Genomic DNA, 16165 nt, shown 5'->3' on the forward strand with positions numbered 1-16165 from the left:
GCGCTCTAAAGGTTGTCATCCCGAAAGCCTTGCAAAGGCTCTCCGGGACCCGGGGGCAACCGCACGGCATTGGCCCCTGGGTCCCGGCTCTCCGCTGCGCTGCGGCCGGGATGACAAGAGTGAATGATAGCGCAAAGACCTTGGCTTACTCCGAAGGTGACATGGCAATCGTAAAATCCAGCTTGGCCGCGCTGACGGTCGCCGCCCTGCTCTCCGCCACTGCCGCCAACGCCCAAACCATCAATCTCGGCCTTGCCTCCGAAGGTCCCGGCAGCGCGGTGGTCGAAGAGCTGCTGGTCGTGGCCCGCGCGCCCGGTCCGGCCATCTGGCTGGTCGAAAAGGGCGGCTCGAAACTCTACGTCGTCGGCTCGGCCGCGCCCCTGCCCCACCAGATGGCCTGGAAGAGCCCGCGTCTCGAACGCGCTCTCGATCAGGCCGACCTGCTGTTGACACCGCCCAAAGCCTCGGTCGGTCCAGCCCAGATCGCCGGGTTCGTGCTGAAGGGCGGCGCGGGTCTGCGCCAGGGGATGGGTGACAAGCTGGAAGACGAACTGCCGCCCGACCTGAAGGCGCGCTTCGTCTCGGGCCGCACCCGGGCCAGGAAAAGCGCCAGCGAGTACAAGAACTGGCAGCCGGCCATGGCGGGTTTCCTGCTGCTGTCGGATTTCCGCCAGGCCGCCGGGCTTTCGGAAGCCAAGCCGGTGAGCACCATCGAGCGCATGGCCAAGGCCCGGAAGGTCAAAATCAAGGCCATGGGCCAGTACCGGATGAGCGCGGTGGTCTCCAGCGCTGGCAAGCTGTCCAAGGACGCTCAGCTGGCCTGCCTGCGCGACGCCCTGGACGAGCTCGAATATGACGGTGGCCGGCCGAAAACCATAGGTTTGGACTGGGCGCGGGGCGATTTGGCCAGTGTCCGTTCGCGCTATTCCGCTAGCGCCGCCCAGCGCTGCCTGGCCCGCTCGCCGGCCGGGGCCAAACTTCTGGAGCAGCAGATCGGCCAGTCGGCCTCGGCGCTGTCGGACGTGTTGAACCGGCCGGGCGTCACGGTGGCGGTGGTCGATCTGGCGTTTCTGTTGCCGGCCAACGGGGTGCTGGACCGGCTGAAGGCCAGCGGGGCGACGGTGACCTCGCCGCCGGATTAAAAATCCTTTTCATCCCGGCCGTGCCTCGGCGAAGGCCGGGGGTAGAGCCGGGACCGCCAGAAGCGCGGAGTTCAGGCGTCGCTCCCGGATCTACGCGCTGCGGGCTTGTCCGGGATGACAACGTTTATGGTGTGGCCCCTATCCCATCCGCCCGATCAACCACGCCAGCCGCGCCACGCCGTCCTCGATCTGCGCGTCGGTCGGCAGCGAGTAGCTCAGCCGCAGCGCATTGGCCGTCGGCACCTCCGCGAAGAACGGCTCGCCCGGCACGAAGGCGACGCGCTCCTCGGCGAGAGCCCGCTCCAGCACCACCTTGCCGTCCATGCCCTCGGGCAGCCAGACCCAGACAAACATGCCGCCGTGGGGTCTCGACCAGGTGACAGCTGCAGGCATGTGGCGTTCCAGCGCCGCCAGCATCACCCGGGCGTTTGAGCCGTAAGCCCCCCGCAGCATGCCCAGGTGCTGGTCGTAGCCCTCGGATACAGCGCGGTGGGCGACCATCTGGTTGATGGTCGAGACATGCAGGTCGGCGCCCTGTTTGAGCAAAACGAGCTTCTCGATCACCGCGCGCGGCCCGCAGACCCAGCCGATACGCAGGGCCGGCGAGACGGTCTTGGAGAAGGTGCCGCAAAATAGCGTCCGGGCCGCCTCGATGGAGCCGGAGCGGACAATGTCGAGCGACAACAAGGTCGCCAGGGGTTCGCCCGAGAACCGTAGCTCGCGATAGGCGGCGTCCTCGATCAGGGTCATGTCAAGATCGCTGGCGAGATCCAGCAGGGCCTCGCGTTCCGCCAATGTCAGGCTCTGACCGGTGGGGTTGGCGAAGTCGGGGACGAAGTAGCCCAGGGACCCGGCCGCCCGCTCCCGCGTCCCCGCATCGAGCCCCTCGGTCAGACCGTTTTCCGGCATATCGAGATAGGCCGGCTCATAGCCGTTGAAGGCCTGCAGGGCGCCCAGATAGGTTGGCCGCGCCACCATCACCGTATCGCCGCGCGTCAGGAACAGCTTGCCCAGCAGATCCAGGGCCTGCTGCGACCCGGCGGTCAGCATACGTTGTCGGGCTCGCACGGCATGCCATCGCGGGTCATGCGCTCAGCGATCCATTCGCGCAGAGGCAGATAGCCCTCGCTGACGGAGTACTGCAGGGCCTGACCGGCCGATTTCGGATCGGCCAGGATCGCGTCATAGCTGGCCTGGATCCGCTCGGCCGGGAACAGGCCGGGATTGGGGATGCCGCCCGCGAACGACAGGATGTCGGGCTGGTCCAGAAGCTTCAGAAGTTCGCGGATCTCGCTCGCGCGGACGCGGGTCATGCGCTCGCTGAAACGTGCGGCCCAGTCGGGAGTGTTGGTCGTCATATCGGTGAATTTCCGCATGTTTCGCTGACGGCATGGCCGTCCCTGAGCCGCACGCGCGGCATCTCGCCTGATCAGTTCAGGGGCTTCATACGGAGCGGATAAGGTCTTGCGAGCGACGGAGCACGAAACCCCGGCGACCGCCTTGGGTCGTGTTCATGGCGCAAGCCTAGCGCGATCATTCCGTCAAGGAAACTCCTGAAGCTTGACGTCACGGCCGCGGGGCGGGAACCCTGCACCGATCACTAGGGGGACACCGCATGAAGCTTTGGATTTCCGTGGCGGCTCTGGCCCTTGCCGCCACCGCCGCCCGCGCAGAAGTCGCGGACGCCACACCCGGCGGTTTCCAGGTCAAGCATGCGGTCGAGATTGCCGCGCCGGCCGCCAAGGTCTGGGCCTCGCTTGTCCAGCCGGCGACCTGGTGGGACTCCTCCCATACCTGGTCGGGTTCGGCGGCCAACCTGTCGCTGGCGGCGGCGTCGGGCGGCTGCTTCTGCGAAAGGCTGCCGGGCGGCGGCTCGGTCCTGCACATGAGCACCGTCTACGCCCAGCCCGGCCAGAAGCTGACCCTGTTCGGGGCTCTGGGTCCGCTGCAGAACAGTGGCGCGGCCGGCCATATGAGCTTCGGGCTGGCGGAGAAGGAAGGCACGACCACCCTGACCGTCACCTATGACGTCGGCGGCTATATGAAGGGCGGTCTCGACAGGATCGCTGCCCCGGTCGATGGCGTGATCGGCCAGCAGGTGGCCCGCCTGAAGCGTGCGGTGGAAACCGGCAAGCCGGGCTGAGGCGCAAGGAAAAGGGCGGCCCGCGAGAGCCGCCCCGTTCTCAATTGAAGATCGCTTCGATCAGCTGGCTTCGGCGATATCGCTGTCGGTAGCGCCGAGCAGAGCCATCTGCAGGCGCGAGCGGTCGCGGCGGGCCGCTTCCAGTGCGCCCTCGGAGAGAGCCGCTTCCGAGGTGAGGCGGTCGATCTGGGTTTGCAGCTCGCCGATCTTTTCCTCGTGCTGACGGCGGGCGGTGTCCTGGGCTTCCTGCATCGCTTCGAGACGGATGCGCAGCTGATTGGCGCGCTCCTCGGCCCGTTGCAGGGTTTTGTCGTGCGCAACCGAGCCCTTGGCCAGCTGGTCGGCGCGTTCGATGGCGGCGGCGCGAGCGGTGTCCACGCCGGCATGGCGCTGACGCAGTGTTTCGCTCTCGTCTTCCAGCGAGCGGATACGGTCCAGTGCGCGCTCGAGGGCGACGTTCAGATCGCCGGCTCGGCGTTCGACGGCCTGCTGCTGGGCGCTGGATTCGGCCAGGCGCTGCGAGATCTGGCCGTTCATTTCCTCAAGCTTGTCGGCGCGGCCGCTGGCGGTTTCCAGGCGGGTCTGCAGGGCCGAAATCTCGGCGCGGCCGGCTTCGACCTGGCTTTCCAGGCCGCGGATGGTGCGGCCCGAGTCCGCCTGGTGAACGGCCAGGGCGTTTTCGGCGGCCTGGATGCGCGCCCGCTCGGCGGCGATCTGGGCTTCGAGGTCGGTTTCGATGCGCGACAGGCGGGCCACGTCGATCCCGGCCTGATCGATGCGCTTCTTCAGGGTGACGATTTCCTCGACGAAGAGGGCGTTCTCCTGATTGACGCGGGCCAGCAAGGCTTCGGCTTCGCCGCGACGGGTGTCGATGTCCTGGCTCTGGGTGCGCAAGGTGTCAACGTCCTGAACCAGGTGCTCGATGCGTGCGCTTGCGTCGCGCAGCGAGGCGTCGAGGTTGCCCACCTTCAGGTCCGACTGCTGCAGGCCGTTGCGCAGGCGGTCGATCTCGAGAGCGTTGTCTTCGAGGGTGGAGTCCTGGGCCTGGATGCGGGCGTCGGACTCGCCCAGGGCGGTCTCGGTCGAGGCCAGCCTGGCGGTTAGTTCGCGCTCTTCGGTCTGGGAGAAGGCGACTTGGCGCAAAGCCTGTTCGTAATTGGCGCGCAGGGCGATCAGTTCGGCGTGCTCGGCGCGGCGCGCTTCGAACTCTTCAGCGACCGGCGACCGGATTTCGGCGAGCAGGGGCTCGATCGCCCGCAGGTGCTCGACCACACGGCTGATGCTGTCGAGGCCGCCGTGGATGGTCTCGTAGCGGACGCCGATGGCCTGGGTGGACTCGATCAGGCGCTCGGAAAATTCCGGCCGACCCGCGTCCTCGACCAGCATCGCCGGCTTCACCGTCTTCGTGTCGCGCACGTTCTTCGACAGCAGCCTCATCTTGCCCACCTTGTCCCAGCGGGATGGCGGCGTGATCGCCGGCCAGACCCCGAATCCCTTGCCCAGAGGTTAACAAAATAGTCGAAGGTCAAGTCGAATGTCGAGGGCGCAGAGGTCGCACCCCGCCCTGGCGGGTCGCCTAAAACGCGAAAACCGCCGCGTCGACCTTTCGGGTCTGACGCGACGGCTTCTGAAGCGTCGACGGTAGAGTTTAGGCGGCGGCCTGCTCCGCCGGCCGGGCTGGATCCAGGCGGATCAGGTAGTCGAAGGCCGACAGCGAGGCCTTGGAGCCCTCTCCCATGGCGATGATGATCTGCTTGTAGGGCGTGGTGGTCGCATCCCCCGCCCCGAACACGCCGGGGATCGAGGTTTCGCCGCGATAATCGACCTCGATCTCGCCGCGATTGGAGAGGGCTACGCCGCTGTCCTTCAACCACTCGGTGTTGGGCACCAGGCCGATCTGCACGAACACGCCTTCCAGATCGACGCGGTGGGTCTCGTCGCTGTTGCGATCCTTGTAGGTCAGGCCGTTCACTCGTGCGCCGTCACCGTGAATCTCGGTGGTCATGGCCGAGGTGGCGATCCTGACATTGGGTAGGCTGGCCAGCTTGCGTTGCAGAACCGCGTCGGCCCGCAGCTGGCTGTCGAACTCGATCAGGGTGACGTGGGCGACGATGCCGGCCAGGTCGATGGCCGCCTCGACGCCGCTGTTGCCGCCGCCGATCACCGCCACGCGCTTGCCCTTGTACAGGGGGCCGTCGCAGTGCGGGCAATAGGCTACGCCCCTGTTCTTGTACTCCTTTTCGCCGGGCACATTGACGTTCCGCCAGCGGGCGCCGGTGGACAGGATCACGCTACGCGACTTCAGGCTGACGCCATTTTCGAGCTTGATCTCGATCAGGCCGCCCGGAACCTTGGCCGGCACAAGACCCACGGCCTTCTGCAGGTTCATGATGTCGACTTCGTAGTCCTTGACGTGCTGTTCCAGCGCCGAGGCCAGCTTGGGGCCTTCGGTGTGGGAGACCGAGATGAAGTTCTCGATGGCCATGGTGTCCAGCACCTGACCGCCAAAGCGCTCGGCGGCGACGCCCGTGCGGATGCCCTTGCGGGCGGCATAGATTGCCGCCGCCGCGCCGGCCGGGCCGCCACCGATCACCAAGACGTCGAAGGCGTCCTTGGTCTTGATTTTCTCGGCCATGCGGCCGGCCGCGCCGGTGTCCAGCTTGGCCAGGATCTGTTCCAGATCCATGCGGCCCTGGCCGAAGGGTTGGCCGTTTAGCAGGATGGTCGGCACGGCCATGACCTGGCGCTGCTCGACCTCGGCCTGGAACAGGGCGCCGTCGATGGCCACGTGGGCGATGTTGGGGTTTAGCGCGGCCATGGTGTTGAGGGCCTGGACGACGTCCGGGCAGTTCTGGCAGCTTTGTGAGAAGTAGGTCTCGAAGTGGAATGGACCCTCCAAGGCGCGGGCCTGATCCAGCACCTCGGCGTCGACCTTGGGCGGGTGGCCGCCCACGTGCAGCAGGGCCAGCACCAAGGATGTGAACTCGTGACCCAGCGGCAAGCCGGCGAAGCGGACAGAAGCGTCCCCGGCTTCGCGGGTAATGGCGAAGGACGGCTTGCGGGCGTCGTCGCCGGCCAAGTTCAGGCTAACCTTGTCGGAGGTCGAGGAAATCTCCTCAAGCAGCGCAAGCATCTCCTTGGAGCCCGCGTCTTCGCCCAGCGAGGCGACCAGCTCGATCGGCTGGCGCAGGTTCTGCAGATAGGCTTTCAGCTGGGTCTTCAGACCTTCGTCCAGCATTGCGGGCAACATGGCGGGGCTCCGGATTCGAGGCGCAATTCTCCCGTCAGGGGGATCGCGTGGAATTTTTGAGAAGGGTGGCGCCGCCGCCGGCTCCGCGGAGAGACGAAGCGGGCGACGACGCCGATCGCGACCTCAGAGGGTCGCGTGGTCGAGTAGGCTTTAGATCTTGCCGACGAGGTCGAGCGAAGGCTTCAGGGTCTTTTCGCCTTCTTCCCACTTGGCCGGGCAGACTTCGCCCGGGTGCGCGGCGACATACTGGGCGGCCTTGACCTTGCGGAGCAGTTCCAGGGCGTCACGGCCGATACCGCCGGCGGTGATCTCGACGATCTGGATCTTGCCGTCCGGGTCGACGACGAAGGTGCCACGGTCGGCCAGCCCGACTTCCTCGATCATCACATCGAAGTTGCGGGTGATCGTGCCGGTCGGGTCGCCGACCATGGTGTAGTTGATCTTGCCGACGGCTTCCGAGGTGTCATGCCACGCCTTGTGGGCGAAGTGGGTGTCGGTCGAGACCGAATAGATCTCCACGCCCAGCTTCTGGAATTCGGCGTAATTGTCGGCCAGGTCCTCGAGTTCGGTCGGGCAGACGAAGGTGAAGTCGGCCGGATAGAAGAACACGACCGACCACTTGCCCTTCAGGTCGGCGTCGCTGACGGTGATGAATTTGCCGTTCTTGAGGGCTTCGGCCGTGAAGGGTTTGATGGCGGTGTTGATCAAGGACATGGAGTGCTCCCGTAAATGGTGGAGCCCATGTACTGAGCGCCGGTCGATAGGTCCAATCGATTAAATCATTCCTGTGGATAGGACAGCTCTATGCGGAGCGGCCTGCCGCGCCTATATCGGATCCATGCTCCCCACCCTGCGCCAGCTGCAATATCTCAAGCTTCTGTCGGAGCACGGCTCGTTCAGCCGCGCCGCCGAGAGCGCTCACGTCACTCAGCCGACCCTGTCGGCGGGCATCCAGGAACTGGAGAAGATCCTGGGTGCGGCGGTGGTTGATCGGGCGCGTTCGGGCGTGATCCTCACCGCCGCCGGCCAGGAAGCTGTGCGCCGGGCGCAGGATATTCTGACCCGCACCGAGGATCTGGTGCAGGCGGCGCGCGGGGCGGGCCTACCGCTGGCGGGCCGGTTCCGGCTGGGCGTGATCCCCACTGTCGCCCCCTATCTGCTGCCGCGCGCCCTGCCCCTGCTGCGCGACCGCTTTCCAAAGCTGCGGCTGTTTCTGCGCGAGGACCTGACCCAACGGCTGATCGCCAGCCTGAAGGCCGGCGCTCTGGACGCAGCGCTGATTGCTCTGCCCTACGACATGTCCGGCCTGGACTGGGCCCATGTCGAGGACGATGAGCTGCTGGCCGCCGCGCCGGCCAACCATCCGATGGCGGCTTCGGTCCGGGTGGATCCCGCCAGCCTTGCCGGTGACGACCTGATCCTGCTGGAAGACGGTCACTGCCTGCGCGATCACGCCTTGGCCGCCTGCGGGCTGGAGGCGCCCAAGGGCTTTGGCGACGAGGAAAGCTTTGCGGCCACCTCCCTGCCAACCCTGGTGCAGATGATCGGCTCGGGCCTGGGCATATCGTTCCTGCCGGCCATGGCGGTGCAGGCGGGCCTGACCGACAACGCCGCCGTCACCGTGCGCCCGCTTGATCACGCCCACACCAGCCGCGAGATCGTCGTCGCCTGGCGAGCAGGCTCGACTCGCGCGGCCGAAGGGCGCCTGCTGGCCGAAACACTGCAGGCCGCCTGACCCGGGGCGGTTTCAGCTCAAGGTTGGCGCGATCAGGCTTGAGGCTTGGCCTTATTCGGCGCGTTGTTCCTGTCGAACGAAGGAGCGCGACATGAACCGCACGACGATGTTGGCAATAATGGGCTTGGCGGCGATCAGCCTCGGCGGCTGCGTCAGCCTTTCGCGCAGCGAGACAGTGTCCGACCTGGGCGCTGAATGGCGCGGCAATGTCCGGGTGAACGAGGTGCGGCTGACCCGTGATCCCGACCTTAAGGTCACCGAAGGCTTCGACGCCCTGTTCAAAAGTCATGTGCAGGCCAAGCTCGACGCCTGCGCAAAGGGCGGGCGCGAGGTTCGGGTCGAGGCCAGCCTGACCCGTTTCGACAAGGCCAATCCGGCCCTGACCATGCTGGTCGCCGGGGCCAATGTGCTGCGCGGCGAGGCCCGGCTGGTGGATGTTGCGACGGGCAAGGTCGTCGCCGACTACGCCATCGGCAGGACCATCGTCGGCTCGCGTCTGGCAGTCATCAAGATGGGCGAGGCCGAGGAGCAGATGAGCGACGCCTTCGGCGAGGAGCTGTGCGCCAAGGCCTTTGATCCGCCGAAAGCGAAATAATCAGATATATCTAAATGGCTCTTGCGCTTTCCCTAAATCGATATATCTATCGTTTCGATATAACGAAATAGGATCGAAACGAAATGTTTGGACGACACCATCACCATCACGGCCGCTCAGGCGGTCATTCGGGCAGCCACCACAGCCGTCACCCCTTCGGCTTCCATGGCCATGACCACGGTCCCCAAGGCCGCGGCGGGCGCGGCGGCGGGCGCATGGGCCGGTTCTTCGACCACGGCGACCTGCGCTTCGTGGTCCTCAAGCTGATCGCCGAGAAGCCCAGCCATGGCTACGAACTGATCAGGGCCGTCGAGACCGCGGCCGGCGGGGCCTATAGCCCCAGCCCCGGCGTGATCTATCCCACCCTGACCCTGCTGGAAGAGCTGGGCTACATCACCGTCGTCGAAGCTGGCGGCGGCAAGAAGCTGCACACCATCACCCCCTTGGGCGAAGCCTTCCTTGAGTCCAACGCCCAGCCGGTGAAGAGCCTGTTCGAGCGCATGGCCGAGGCCGCTGCCCGCAGCGCGGCCTTCTCGCCGCAGATCATGCGAGCCCGCGAGAATCTGAAGACCGCCCTGCGCCTGAAGCTCACGGCCGGTCAGCTGTCGGCGCAGCAGGTCGACGCCATCGCCAAGGCCATGGACGACGCGGCCGGTGTCATCGAACGCATTTGAGGGAACGCGACATGCAAAGCCATGCCCGCCTGACAACCGACAAGGCCGCCCGCTACATGACCCAGCTGGCCAGGCACTGGAGCCACAAGTTCGTCGTCAGCTTCGATGCGACCACCGCCCGTATTCCATTGCCGATAGGCGATTGCCGGATGATCGCCGACGAGACGGGCCTCGACATCACCGTCGAGGCCGCAGATCTCGTAGGCTTGGCTCGGATGGAAGATGTGGTCGCCGACCACCTGCTGCGCTTTGCTTTCCGCGAAGGCGTCGAGACACTGGCCTGGACCCGAGCCCGGGAAGCTGGCCGCAGCGACCCGCCAGCCTTGCGGGTGGGCAAGTCGGACGTGACAGGCGATCTGGGCGTCGGCGCCTAAGGTTCGGCGCCGATCGAGACAGGCGCGTTGATCTCGCAGAGCACCTCGTCCATGGCCAGGCTCAGGTCATGCTCAGCAGAGACCTGTCGCGCCCGGCTTTTGACCAGGGCCGTGGTCTCGGCGCAAACGCCATAGAGGCCCGACACGCCGCCCTGGCCGTCATGGATCGGCGTGTAGGAAAAGGTGAAATGGCTTTTCTGGGCGACACCGGCGCGATCAAGCATCAAGCTGATATCGTCCATCTGCACCGCGCTCCCGGCGAACACCCTGTCGAACAGGGGCGTCAGATCGTCCTGCGCCTCGCGCCAGACCTCATCCAGCGCGTGCCGTCCTAGCTAGGTTGGATGCTTAAGCCCCATGATCGGCACCAAGGCGTCATTGTAGAGCCAGGTCTTGTCCGGTCCCCAGGCTATGAACATCGGCTGTTGGGACGAAAGCATCAAACGCACGGGGGCGTTCAGGGTCTCCGACCAGACCGACGCGGCGCCAAGCGATGTGTCCGACCAGTCGTGTGCGGCGATACGCCGGGCCATCTCCCCAACGGCAGGAGAACTCAGGGCGCAGACAGCATCTTGCTCAACTGTCCGATCACGCACGTTGCAATCTCTCCTATCGCAATCTCCCGATCCGGCCAGAAATGGTCGAGGTGAAGATTTGCGACTACGCCGTCTATCGACCATGCCATAGGCCAGCCAACTGAAAGTTGCTTGGGTACGCGCCTTTTTGCTTTAAGGACTCGTCGCCTGGGCGACATTGCCGGGCGTGGGTTAGTGTAGCCCGCGCAGCAGATCGAGCCGCCGCATCGCCTTGCCAGGCAGTTTCGACATCCGGCCCAAGGGCAGGGCCTCGACCATCTGGCGGACGCCATAGGCCGCGCTGCGCACGAAGGCGGCCGGAGAAGGCGCGCCAAGGAAGCCGAACACCACCGTCTGCCGGGCGTTGGAGAGCTCGCGCTTGAAGCGGTAGTCGCCGGCGCCGAGGTCGAGCCGGTCATAGGGTCCGCCGTCCATGCTCTTCAGTATGTCCTGAAACAGCATCAGGCCGGGCGAATAGCGTTCAAACTCGGGATTGTGGGCGATCAGCCAGCCATGGATGGTGTGGGCGCCGCGCAGATGCAGGTGCACGGCGGCCAGCTTGCCATCCAGATGCAGGGTATAGAGGCCGCCGCCAAAGGTTTCGTCGCGGGTTTCGAACAGGTCTTCGACCAGGGCCTGGACCCACGGCGTCTTGAAATAATCGGTCTGGCCCGTGGCGACCAGCTGGTCGCGCTTCCAGACGATCAGCTGGTCGAAATCGGCGCGCGAGGTCGACATGGCTGCGAAGACGGCGGGTCCGACCTCGCGCTCGGCCTTGCGCCGCTTCTTGTCGATGTCCTTGAGCACGCCAGAGCCGGCGGCCTTGCGCTGGGCTTCGTAGGCTTCGTAGCCGTCCGGCGTCTCGACGATCCAGGATTCGGTCTGGCCGCGGCCGTGGCGGGACAGGGTCTCGTCGTCGGCCTGCATGTGGCAGAAATCGAGCCGGTGGACGTGCAGCGCTGCCAGCAGCTTGCGCGGATCGACCGCGACGCCGGGGGCCGAGACCAGGGCCTGATAGTCGCACATCGGCGCCCCGACCGGCATGCCGACATCGGCCCGAACGCGAGCGGGCAGGAAGCCGATCGCTTGGCCGCCTTCATCCCGCAGGATCGCCACCTTGATATCGCTGGCCTTCTTGCCCGTTGCGCCGAGCGATCGCGCCACGGCCTGGGCCCAGCGGGGTGACAGGAAGGGCGAGTCCAGGCGCACCTGTCCGACCTGCAGGCTCGACCAGCGGTCGATGTCTGCAGCGTGCAGATCCAGCGCGGGGACGACGTCGATGTTCAAGACGGGTTGGCTCTCTGGCGGACCACGACGGGCTCTCGGCGCTCAGCCTAGCCCCAGATAGCTTTCTCCATCATTGACGAGACGACAACTTCCGGTAACGGCGGTTTGCCAGATCAATCCATCAGTTTGCGTGACAGATAGACATATTCCAGCGCTTGCTGCCGCGCAGTTTCGGCGAGGTTGGCGCTAGCGGCGTGGCCGCCGTCGATGTTCTCGTAATAGAGCACCGGATAGCCCAGCTCCTCCAGCCGCGCCGCCGCCTTGCGGGCGTGGGCAGGATGGACGCGGTCGTCCTTGGTCGAGGTTTCGATGAAGACCTCGGGATATTTCTGGCCGGCTTTCAGGTTGGAATAGGGGTCATATTTAGCGATCACCGCGTTTTCGGACGGGATCGCCGGGTCGCCATATTCGCCCACCCACGAGGCGCCGGCCCCGATCTGGCTGTAGCGGATCATGTCGAACAGCGGCACCTGCACGACGATGGCGTTATAAAGCTGCGGCTTCTGGGTCAGGGCCACGCCCATCAGCAGGCCGCCGTTCGAACCGCCCATGATCCCCAGCCGGCGCGGCGAGGTGATCCTGCGGTCGATCAGGTCCTGGGAGACGGCGAAGAAGTCGTCATAGACCTTCTGGCGGTTCTCCTTGAGGCCCGCCGTGTGCCAGGCCGGACCAAACTCGCCGCCGCCGCGGATATTGGCGACCACGTATGTGCCGCCGCGCTCCAGCCACAGCTTGCCCATCACGCCCGAATAGCCGGGGGTCATCGACACCTGGAAACCGCCATAGGCGTAGAGCAGGGTAGGGGCAGAGCCGTCGTACTTCACGCCCTTGGGCCGTACGACGAAGTAGGGAATCTTGGTCCCGTCAGTGCTGGTGGCCTCGAACTGCTCCACCACATGGGTCGAGGCGTCGAAGCGGGCCGGCGAGGCTTTCACCTGTTCGAGCTTCAGCGAGCCGGCGTCGGCGAGCCAGAAGGTCGAGGGGGCCAGATAGCCGGTGACGGTGACGAACAGCCGCTCGTCCTTCTCGGCGCTGGAGCCCAGGCCGATGGCGCTGTTGGCGGGCAGCGCCAGATCCTGCGAGCTCCAGCCCTTGGGGCCATGGCTGAACACCTTGGCCGCGCCCTTGACGTTATCCAGCATGGCCACGACCAGCTTGGTGCGGGTGGTGGTGACCTGTTCCGCCGACTGTTTGGCGGTCGGGCGCAGAACCAGGGTCGCCTTGGCGGTGGTCGGAGCTGCCTTCAGGGCGGCCAAGTCAAAGCTGACCAGGTCGCCGGTCTTGAAGCCCTTTTCGGCCCAGTCCTGCTCCAGCAGCACCACCATCTGGCCGACGACATAGGCCTGGATCGAGCTTTTCAGAGGCAAGTCCAGTTTCACCGAACCGGCGTCGGTCAGCAGGTGCTTTTCGCTCTCGAAGAAGGTCACGCCGCGGTAGGCGATCACCGCCTGAACCTTGCCGTCACTGTCGCGCAGCACAAACGGGCTGACCGAAACGTCGGCTTTCGTCCCACGATAGACTTCCTTGGCCGCCGACAGCGGTTGGCCGCGCTTCACGGTTTTCAGGACATAGGCATAGCCCGACTTGGTGACCTGACCGGGTTCCCATTCGCGGCCGACCAGCAGGGTGTCGCGGTCGAGCCAGGCATAGTCCTGCTTGCCCTCGGGCAGCTCGAAACCGCCAGCCACGAAGCTCTTCGTCGTCGTGTCAAACTCGCGAACCGTCACCGCGTCCTTGCCGCCGTTCGACAGGGTGACCATGCAGCGGGTGTCTTCGGGCGGCAGGCAACCGGCGCCCTTATAGACCCAGTTGGCGTTCTCGGATTTCGACAGGGCGTCGATGTCGAGGATGGTCTCCCAGACGGGATCCGCCGTGCGGTAGCTGTCCAGGGTGGTCTTGCGCCACAGACCGCGCACGTGGATCGCGTCCTGCCAGAAGTTGCGCAGCGTCCCGTCTCCTGCGAACGACACGCCCGGCACGCGGTCCTTGGCGTTGAGGATCGCCAGGGCCTTGGCCTCGAGGTCGCCATAGCGGGCGTCGCCCTGCAGCACCGGCAGGGTCTTGGCGTTCTGGGCCCTGGCCCAGTCCATGGCTCGCGTTCCCTCGATCTCCTCCATCCACAGATAGGGATCGTTCTTGCCCAGTTCGCTCAGCGGCGTGAGCGCCTCCGTCTTGGCTGGAGCGGTAGGTTCGGCGGCGTTTGATGCGGTCATAAGGCTCGTGGACGCTAGGAGAGCAAGAACAAGACAACGCATCTAGTGATCCATCAGCTGGCGCGACAGGTAGGTGTAGTGCAGCGCCCACCGGCGGGCGTTGGATTTGGGGTCGGCCCCGTTGGCGTGACCGCCGTCGGTGTTCTCGAAATAGAGGTGGTCGACCTTAAGGTCATCCAGCCGCGCGGCGAACTTGCGGGCGTGGCCGGGATGGACCCGGTCGTCCTTGGTCGAGGTGGTGATATAGGCCAGCGGATATTTCACCCCGGGCTTCAGGTTCTGATAGGGCGAATAGGCCTCGATCCAGGCCCGCTCGGCCGCGATGGCCGGGTCGCCATACTCACCGATCCACGAGGCGCCGGCCGGCAGCACCGTGTAGCGGATCATGTCCAGCAACGGGCTTTCGACCACCACCGCGTTCCACAGGTCGGGCCGCTGGGTCATGGCCACGCCCATCAGCAGGCCGCCGTTGCTGCGACCATAGGCGCCCAGGTGACGGGGAGAGGTGATCTTCTTGCTGATCATGTCCTCGGCCACGGCGTAATAGTCGTCGAAGGCCCGCTGGCGGTTGGCCTTCAGAGCCGCGTCATGCCAGCCGGGACCAAATTCGCCGCCGCCGCGGATATTGGCGACCGCGTAGGAGCCGCCCCTCTCCAGCCATAGCTTGCCGATCAGCGGGTCATAGACCGGCAGTTTCGACAGGTTGAAGCCGCCGTAAGCATGCAGCAGCGTCGGGTTCATGCCGTCGTGCCTGTGGCCCTTGGGATGGATCAGAAAATAGGGGACCCTGGTGCCGTCCTTGGACGTGGCGAGCTTCTGCTCGACCTCCAGATTGCCGCCCTCGAACTGGGCCGGCAGGGCCTTGACGGTCTCCGAGGCGCCGCTGACCGCGTCGGCCAGTTTCAGCTGGGTCGGCGTGGTGAAGCCCTCGACACTGTAGAAGATCTGGTCGCCCTCGTCCGAGGTCGAGCCCAGCGACACCGAGGCGTTGGGCAGGCCGGGCAGGGCGGCCTTGGTCCAACTCGCGCCAACCTTCTCGCTATTGGGCGGCCGGAAGGCGAAAACCCCGCCGCGCACATTGTCGTAAATCGCCGCGACCACGGCGTGGTCTGTGACTGTCACCTGATCCACCGCCTGCACGGACGAGGGCGCGAAGACCACGCTGGTGGCGAGGCTGGCGTCCGGCGTCACGGCGACAATTGAGCCGGCCTTGGCGCCCAAGCCGTCCTCGCTGAGCTCGACGATCAGCTTGCCGTTCAGCAGGCCGGCGATATTGGCCTTCTGCGGGATGGCCAAGGGAACGACCTTGCCGCCCGTCCAGACATTGCGCTCGGTGTGGAAGAAGTCGGTGGCGCGATCGATCAGCACCACCCGGTTGCCGGCCGCGTCGCGCAGCACATTGGGACGGGCCGACACATCGCTCTTCTGGCCGCGATATACCTCGACCGCATCGGCCAGCGCCTGGCCGCGCTTCAGGGTCTTGATGACCATGCCGTAGCCGCTGTCGGTGGTCGTGCCCTCGCCCCAGTTCCGCGTCAGGATCAGGCTGTCGGCGTCCAGCCACTCGGCGCTCTGCTTGCCCTCGGGCAGCAGGAAACCGCCTCCATTGGCGGGATTGACGAAGGCCCTGGTGGTCAGGTCGAACTCGCGGACCTCGACGGCGTCCTTGCCGCCGTTCGACAGGTTTACCAGGCACCGGTCATGGGTCTTGGGCCGGCAGTCCGCGCCCTTCCAGATCCAGTTCTTGCCCTCGGCCTTGGCCAGGGCGTCGATATCAAGGACTGTTTCCCACAGCGGGGCCGCGGTCTTGTAGGAGGCAAGCGTCGTGCGCCGCCAGACGCCGCGCACATGGGCGGCGTCCTGCCAGAAGTTGAAGACGCTCTGTCCGATGAAGCTGGGCGCGGCGATGCGGTCCTTGGCCGACAGGATCGTCAGCGCGTGCGCCTGCAGGCCGGCATAGCGCGGATCGCCCGACAGGACCGGCAAGGTCTTGTCGTTCTCCCTGTTCACCCAGACCAGGGAGTCGGGGCTTTCCACCGCTTCCAGGGCCAGATGAGGGTCACTCTGCTGGGCGGCCAGCGCCGCGCCGGAGGAGAGCAGGGCGAGGGCCAGAGCCCCGGCGGAACAGGTGCGAAGCAACATCATGGGCCGGGACGGTATCGAAAAATTTTATGCGC

Annotated in this window: 14 protein-coding genes and 1 pseudogene; 6 read left to right on the forward strand and 9 right to left on the reverse strand. The window is 65.8% G+C overall.

Translation table 11 applies throughout. From position 1 onward, the window contains the following. The first annotated feature begins 161 nt into the window (after positions 1-161). Complete coding sequence (locus ACP69S_RS04570; protein WP_425995294.1) at positions 162-1142, forward strand: TraB/GumN family protein; 981 nt, start codon at positions 162-164, stop codon at positions 1140-1142. A 138-nt stretch (positions 1143-1280) separates the two neighbouring features. On the opposite strand, the pseudogene ACP69S_RS04575 reads toward ACP69S_RS04570, so the two are convergent. Next, a pseudogene (locus tag ACP69S_RS04575) lies at positions 1281-2518 on the reverse strand (PLP-dependent aminotransferase family protein). Between the two features lie 239 nt (positions 2519-2757). Here ACP69S_RS04575 and ACP69S_RS04580 point away from each other — a divergent pair. After that, positions 2758-3285 (forward strand): SRPBCC family protein, encoded by a 528-nt coding sequence (locus ACP69S_RS04580; RefSeq protein WP_425995296.1) that lies wholly within the window; start codon positions 2758-2760, stop codon positions 3283-3285. Between the two features lie 60 nt (positions 3286-3345). On the opposite strand, the gene ACP69S_RS04585 is transcribed toward ACP69S_RS04580, so the two are convergent. The 3 genes from ACP69S_RS04585 to ahpC form a co-directional block, all read right to left on the reverse strand. Further along, complete coding sequence (locus ACP69S_RS04585) at positions 3346-4722, reverse strand: intermediate filament-like cell shape determinant CreS (protein WP_425995298.1); 1377 nt, start codon at positions 4720-4722, stop codon at positions 3346-3348. Positions 4723-4933: 211 nt separating this feature from the next. Continuing rightward, positions 4934-6523: an alkyl hydroperoxide reductase subunit F gene (gene ahpF, locus ACP69S_RS04590; RefSeq protein ID WP_425995494.1), complete on the reverse strand. Its 1590-nt coding sequence runs from the start codon at positions 6521-6523 to the stop codon at positions 4934-4936. A 162-nt stretch (positions 6524-6685) separates the two neighbouring features. Further along, on the reverse strand, positions 6686-7249 hold the full coding sequence (gene ahpC, locus ACP69S_RS04595; protein ID WP_035048705.1) for an alkyl hydroperoxide reductase subunit C: 564 nt from the start codon (positions 7247-7249) through the stop codon (positions 6686-6688). Positions 7250-7373: 124 nt separating this feature from the next. Between ahpC and ACP69S_RS04600 the strand changes: the two genes are divergently transcribed. The 4 genes from ACP69S_RS04600 (at position 7374) to ACP69S_RS04615 (ending at position 9913) form a co-directional block, all read left to right on the forward strand. Further along, positions 7374-8270 (forward strand): hydrogen peroxide-inducible genes activator, encoded by an 897-nt coding sequence (locus ACP69S_RS04600; RefSeq protein WP_425995301.1) that lies wholly within the window; start codon positions 7374-7376, stop codon positions 8268-8270. Positions 8271-8361: 91 nt separating this feature from the next. Further along, complete coding sequence (locus tag ACP69S_RS04605) at positions 8362-8865, forward strand: hypothetical protein (protein WP_425995302.1); 504 nt, start codon at positions 8362-8364, stop codon at positions 8863-8865. An 83-nt stretch (positions 8866-8948) separates the two neighbouring features. Beyond that, the gene (locus tag ACP69S_RS04610) at positions 8949-9539 is read left to right on the forward strand and encodes a PadR family transcriptional regulator (RefSeq protein ID WP_425995304.1); all 591 of its coding nucleotides are present in this window, start codon (positions 8949-8951) and stop codon (positions 9537-9539) included. An 11-nt stretch (positions 9540-9550) separates the two neighbouring features. Next, the gene (locus ACP69S_RS04615; protein WP_425995306.1) at positions 9551-9913 is read left to right on the forward strand and encodes a DUF2218 domain-containing protein; all 363 of its coding nucleotides are present in this window, start codon (positions 9551-9553) and stop codon (positions 9911-9913) included. On the opposite strand, the gene ACP69S_RS04620 is transcribed toward ACP69S_RS04615, so the two are convergent. The 5 genes from ACP69S_RS04620 to ACP69S_RS04640 all read right to left on the reverse strand — a co-directional run bounded on the left by ACP69S_RS04620 (position 9910) and on the right by ACP69S_RS04640 (position 16133). Next, entirely contained in the window at positions 9910-10233 is a 324-nt protein-coding gene (locus ACP69S_RS04620) for a PAS domain-containing protein (protein ID WP_425995495.1), read from the reverse strand. The two genes, ACP69S_RS04615 and ACP69S_RS04620, sit on opposite strands and share 4 nt — an antisense overlap. Before the next feature lie 15 nt (positions 10234-10248). Continuing rightward, positions 10249-10446: a hypothetical protein gene (locus ACP69S_RS04625; protein WP_425995308.1), complete on the reverse strand. Its 198-nt coding sequence runs from the start codon at positions 10444-10446 to the stop codon at positions 10249-10251. Between the two features lie 234 nt (positions 10447-10680). Then, positions 10681-11775 (reverse strand): GNAT family N-acetyltransferase, encoded by a 1095-nt coding sequence (locus ACP69S_RS04630; protein ID WP_425995310.1) that lies wholly within the window; start codon positions 11773-11775, stop codon positions 10681-10683. Between the two features lie 113 nt (positions 11776-11888). Then, on the reverse strand, positions 11889-14030 hold the full coding sequence (locus ACP69S_RS04635) for a prolyl oligopeptidase family serine peptidase (protein ID WP_425995312.1): 2142 nt from the start codon (positions 14028-14030) through the stop codon (positions 11889-11891). Next, complete coding sequence (locus ACP69S_RS04640; RefSeq protein WP_425995314.1) at positions 14031-16133, reverse strand: prolyl oligopeptidase family serine peptidase; 2103 nt, start codon at positions 16131-16133, stop codon at positions 14031-14033. Positions 16134-16165: the final 32 nt, after the last annotated feature.

This window comes from Caulobacter sp. DWR1-3-2b1 (assembly GCF_049895765.1).
Lineage (GTDB): Bacteria > Pseudomonadota > Alphaproteobacteria > Caulobacterales > Caulobacteraceae > Caulobacter.